Here is a 5067-nt window from a genome sequence, read left to right on the forward strand (position 1 = left end):
CGGCACGAAACCGCGACAGGTCCAGAGGGGCATGATGGCCGACTGGGCTTTGTTCCTGAACGGTAGGGAACAACATGGATGAATCATCGAATTGCGAAGGGATGCGAGCAAAGAGCGAGAAGGTGGAAGAACGACGGGCGATGATAGTGGGCTGGGTTGATTATCTCGCTCTCCCCGTTAGCACTGTAAACGCAAATCCAATGCCATGACGTCTGAGTATTTGAAAGCTGTTGATTTCGCTAAAGATTTCTTCAAGGATAGGATTGTTGACGGGAAGCTTAAGACGCATCGAGCGGAACCAACTGAGTTTCTTTATATGTTTGGGCTTCCTATCGAACAGCGAACAGATGATCACGAATATTGTCCGACGTATTACGTCTACCCCGAATATGCTCTGCGGTTTCTCCTTCTGCAAATGGGCGAGGACAAAGGCGCTTTCGACCTTTTGAGCCGAATAGTTATTTCTCGACTATTCCGAGACGAAGAACTCTCTCACGGAGAGAAACTCTTTGTCGGCCAAATCGTTGCAGGCCTTCTAAAACCTCCACCACCTGAAGGCGCAAAACTGGCAATAACCTTCGTCGAAAATTTGCACCTGTTGTTTATCTCAAGAGAGTTGACTGAGATCTTTGGACTTAGCTTGACTCGGAATGATGAGGTTTCCGTTGGTCTTTCGGCTTGCGATGCCGTTTCCGAGGCACTGGCAAGCCTAGGTGTCGCCAAGAGTTGGCGAGCGATTAAGGATGTTAACATGCACCCGAGCAGTCAACGGGTCAGGGAAGTCGCCGATTCGATCCGCAAGTATCAGATTAAGCACAGGAACGAACGGCCCTCGGGCGGTGAACCAGACTTGGAGTAATGCGCAAAAGCCACCCAGTGTGACGGAGATCAAAATTTTATCTCCGCCATGCAATGGATGTGATGATGGGGCATGTCGCTTTCAGGAGCAATCTTTTCTCTTGGAGTGCATGACATGGCTGAAACCTATCTTCCTGACACCCAGGTAGCCGCCCGCTACGGTGTCCACCGGACCACCCCTTGGCGTTGGGACAAGACCGACCCCACCTTCCCCAAGCCTGTCCGTCTGTCGCCTGGCTGCACCCGATGGAAGCTCTCCGAACTGGAGGCTTGGGAAAATAGCCGGTCTAAAGAGGACTAAAAAGAAACCCCGCCACAAAGGACGGGGCCGTAGGGCATTCAGTACTCACAACACATAGAATAGTCCCGCCCGTCCTCTCGCGCAACCAAAGAGAGGGCTCAACATGTCAAATGCTGAAAGCACGACCCGCTTGATTGGCGGTGGTCATTGGTACGGGGCATACGGCACAGCGCCTTGCCCCGTATGCCAGACCGAAGGCCGCGATGGCCAGAACGCCTTGACGATCGCCGATGGGATCAAAGGATTGGTGCTGCACTGCAAGAAGGCCGGATGCAGCTTCCAAGATATCCTGCGGGCGTTGAATCTGGCGTCTGGAGCTTTCTCGCCTCCTGAGTCCATCACAAGCGCCCGCCGCGAAAACGATCGTCGTTCGGCTGCGGTGAAACGCGATCAATGGGCCAAGGAGCTCTGGAACGAGGCCGTGCCGATAGATGGTACCATAGCGGAAACCTACCTGCGGAGCCGAAGCATTACCTGCGATCTGCCGGATAGTTTGCGCTTTCATCCCGAATGCTGGCATCCGAGTACCAAGCGCCTGCCCGCGCTGGTGGCGAGGGTGGATGGGGCGAAGGCTTTCGCCGTTCATCGCACCTATCTCCGCGACGACGGTGCGGCTAAAGCCGCGGTGGAGCCGACCAAGGCGATGTTGGGATCCGTTGTTGGTGGAGCCGTGCGTCTATCGACTGGTCCGGGTCCATTGGTCGTCGCTGAAGGCATCGAAACTGCACTCTCCTTGAATAGCGGTCTTCTGAACGGCCCATTGACAGTGTGGGCCGCTCTCTCAACCTCTGGCATGAAGGCCCTCGCCTTGCCCGGCACCCCCGATGACTTGATTATTGCAACGGATTCCGATGATGCCGGGGCCGGATGGCAGGCGGGCAATGTCTTGGCCGAACGCGCGCACGCGCTAGGCTGGCAAGTGTCCCTGCTTCCTGCGCCGGATGGGCAGGACTGGAATGACGCCTTGTGCGCGGGATGTGCCGATTGAACCCGCCCAAACCCATACCCTTCAAGCCGCCATCTGTGGTCCCGCCACTGTCCTATGATTTTCAGGCATGGCAAGAGATTGACCCGGCGCTAATCCCCCGGCTGCGCTTTGCCTATGGCGATACCTACGCAGTGGGCTACCTTAGCGTTACCTTTGCTGCGCCCAAGACGGGCAAGAGCCTCTTGGCACTTTCCGAGGCGATAGATGCCGCCACCGGGCGCGGATTTCTCACCGGGAGACCGTCCGAACCGATCCGGGTTTTATATTACAATGCCGAAGATGATTTGGCCGTCATTCAAGGCCGGGTTTGTGCCGTCTTGCAGGCTTGGAATATCCCACAATCCGAAATCGCGGGGCGGCTATTTGTGGTTTCCGGTGTGACAGAAGAAAGCCCGGTTGTCTTGATCGAGGGCTTGAAAGGCGAAATCGTTGAGCCTGCATTCCAAGCTCTTTCCGACCTGATCAAGCGCGAAGGCATAGACCTGGAGATTTTCGACCCTTTGCAAGATCTAAGCCAAAGCCCCGAGACTAACGAAGTTTTCCGCGCTCTGGGCGGGCGTATCCGGGCGTTGGCCTCCGATACTGGGGCCGCTGTTGGGCTTATTCACCATACGCGCAAGCCTTCACCCGGCATAATGCCGACGCTAGATGATGGCCGGGGCGGATCAGCGTTGCGGGGCGTGGCGCGCTTCAATCGCTTGTTGGTGCCAATGACCGAGGCCGAGGGCGCTAAGGCGGGTGTTGACGACTTTCGGCGCTATTTCCGCATCGGTGAGGCCGAAAGCAACTTTGCGCCGCCATCATCGGATCGCAACCGCTGGTTTGAGAAAACGAGTGAAGTGATTGCCAATGGCGAGAATGTTGCCACCATCCGGCCATGGACCTGGCCTGATGCGTTTATTGACATCACCGTAAGCGATACCTGCCGGGTGCGCGCTGCGATTGCCGCTCGTGATGCCCCTCCGCGTGAAAACAGCCAAGCTGGCGATTGGGCCGGAAAGATAGTGGCTGCTGTTCTGGGCCTTGATCTGGCCAAGCCCTCGGATAAGGCAAAGGTCAAAGCCTTGCTGAAAAAGTGGATCGAAACTGACGTTCTGCGAGTCGAAACTTTGCCTCATGGCGACAAGGGAAAAACCTCGCCCTGCGTTGTTGCAGGAGAAAATAGCCCTGCGGTGCATGAATGATTTACCCCCACATTCCCCCACATTCCCCCACCTTTCCCCCACCTCCCAAAACCCCATTTCCCTACCCCCCCCCCCCACCATCTATAGGGGTGTGGGGGTGGGGGTGGGGGAAGTAAGAACCGCCAACGCCTTTCCCCCACCTTGCAGGTTTCGCGGCTTTGCCTTCGCGCCTAGATCGGCAGGCAGGTCAGCCCATACGACGATGGGCGCCCTGACTTACAACGAACAGTCACATCCGGCGTTCGACAATCATTCACAATCAGCTCACTAGGGAGAAGCCGCCTTGGGCTGTTACTCAAATGCTAAGTATCGCTAAGGTTTCCGATGCCACGAACTTCTAGGGCCACACTTAAGATCATCGCTGAGGTTCTTGCTGAAACTGCGTGCTATCATTCGGTGCGTCCCGAACCGCGCACATGTTCGTTCACTGCAAGCTGGCCTTGGCAGAAGCGGTGGTATTGCGACGATTGTGAGGGGATGACCTGCGCGCGTCCAAAGAAGCTTGGTCTGGATGATAACGGCAAACCACTGCCCCTTGCAGCAGGGCGGCCGCGGGTCTGGAAGAAAGCCGTTAAGCCCACCAAAGCGCCACGGGCATTCAAATCAAGGCGGGTTAAACCCAGTCCTCCGCCCAAGGCTTTCAAGCCGACGCCGGTGCGGGCCAACCGTGTCGGCGAGGTACTCCGCAAGATGTTCAGCCTCGCGGTGACGTGGAAAATGCGGACCGACAACCCTGCCACCAGCTTCCGCAAACGCCCCGAAACTGCCCGCGAACGGTTCCTGTCTTTTGACGAAATCCAGCGCCGCTCGAACGCCCTTTGCGCCGATCCCGATCAGCGTGCCGCCGGGATCATCCGCCTGTGCATGCTGACCGGTGCGCGCTGCGGCGAGGCCCGCACCGCCACTTTCGATCAGTTCAACCTTGATCTGGCAATCTGGACCAAGCAGGCGGCTTACACCGAGCAGCGCCGCGTCCACCGTGTGCCAATCTCGCACGAGACGGTCGCGCTGATCCGGCTGCGGAGGGATGCGGTGCCCAAAGGCTGCCCGTTCATGTTCCCCGGCGATGTGCCGGGCCAGCCGGTCGTCGATCTCAAGCGGTTCTGGGAGCGGATGCGCGTGCAGGCCGACATCCCCGACGTCCGTATCCACGATCTGCGCCACACCTTTGCTTCGCTGCTGGTCTCCGGTGGGGCCTCGCTGGAAATGATCGGGCGGCTGCTTGGCCATACTCAGATCGGGACGACCCAGCGTTATGCCCATTTGATCGACTCGCCATTGCGGGCCGGGGTGAATGCCGTGGGGGAGATGCTGAAGCCGCGGTTGAAGGTGGTGGGCGGGCGCGACGATGCTGGCTGAGGGTTCACCATCGACTCCTGACCGTTAATCCCGTCAACCTGAAGTTTCATGCCAATTTGCACTTGCGCGGTGTTGATCGCCGCCGTTAGCCGTTGCCGAACGCGTGAAATCCCGTCTAAGGTTCAAAAACAAAAGAATTATTCGATTTGCTGCTCTGGCGGCGTTTCGCGGGGTCGGGAAACAACCGCATGGACAAACGATCACTTAGTGAGCGTGATATTTGCACTAAATACATTACCCCTGCACTTCGCGGGTCTGGTTGGGATGAAATCAACCAAATCCGGGAAGAAGTCAGCTTTACAAAGGGCAGGATTGTTGATTTCCACGCAGAAGTGAGCCGGGTAAGCAGATAATTTCCACTGAGAATTGAGCCATGT

4 protein-coding genes and 1 pseudogene are annotated in these 5067 nt (G+C 57.2%); all 5 read left to right on the top strand.

Going from position 1 to position 5067, the window contains the following annotated elements; genetic code table 11:
* Positions 1–205: 205 nt before the first annotated feature.
* The gene (locus WBB85_RS18745) at positions 206–859 is read left to right on the top strand and encodes a hypothetical protein (RefSeq protein WP_432640112.1); all 654 of its coding nucleotides are present in this window, start codon (positions 206–208) and stop codon (positions 857–859) included.
* A gap of 114 nt (positions 860–973) precedes the next feature.
* Positions 974–1159, top strand: a complete 186-nt coding sequence (locus tag WBB85_RS18750) for a helix-turn-helix transcriptional regulator (protein ID WP_432640113.1) — start codon at positions 974–976, stop codon at positions 1157–1159.
* A gap of 103 nt (positions 1160–1262) precedes the next feature.
* Positions 1263–2147 carry a DUF7146 domain-containing protein gene (locus WBB85_RS18755; protein WP_432640114.1) on the top strand — a complete coding sequence of 295 codons (885 nt, stop codon included), beginning with the start codon at positions 1263–1265 and terminating at the stop codon, positions 2145–2147.
* The gene (locus tag WBB85_RS18760; protein ID WP_432640115.1) at positions 2144–3331 is read left to right on the top strand and encodes an AAA family ATPase; all 1188 of its coding nucleotides are present in this window, start codon (positions 2144–2146) and stop codon (positions 3329–3331) included. The genes WBB85_RS18755 and WBB85_RS18760 overlap by 4 nt, the downstream gene beginning before the upstream one ends.
* Before the next feature lie 534 nt (positions 3332–3865).
* A pseudogene (locus WBB85_RS18765) lies at positions 3866–4690 on the top strand (site-specific integrase); the annotation flags it as partial.
* Positions 4691–5067: the final 377 nt, after the last annotated feature.

It is taken from the genome of Albidovulum sp., from assembly GCF_049646345.1.
Taxonomy (GTDB): domain Bacteria; phylum Pseudomonadota; class Alphaproteobacteria; order Rhodobacterales; family Rhodobacteraceae; genus Albidovulum.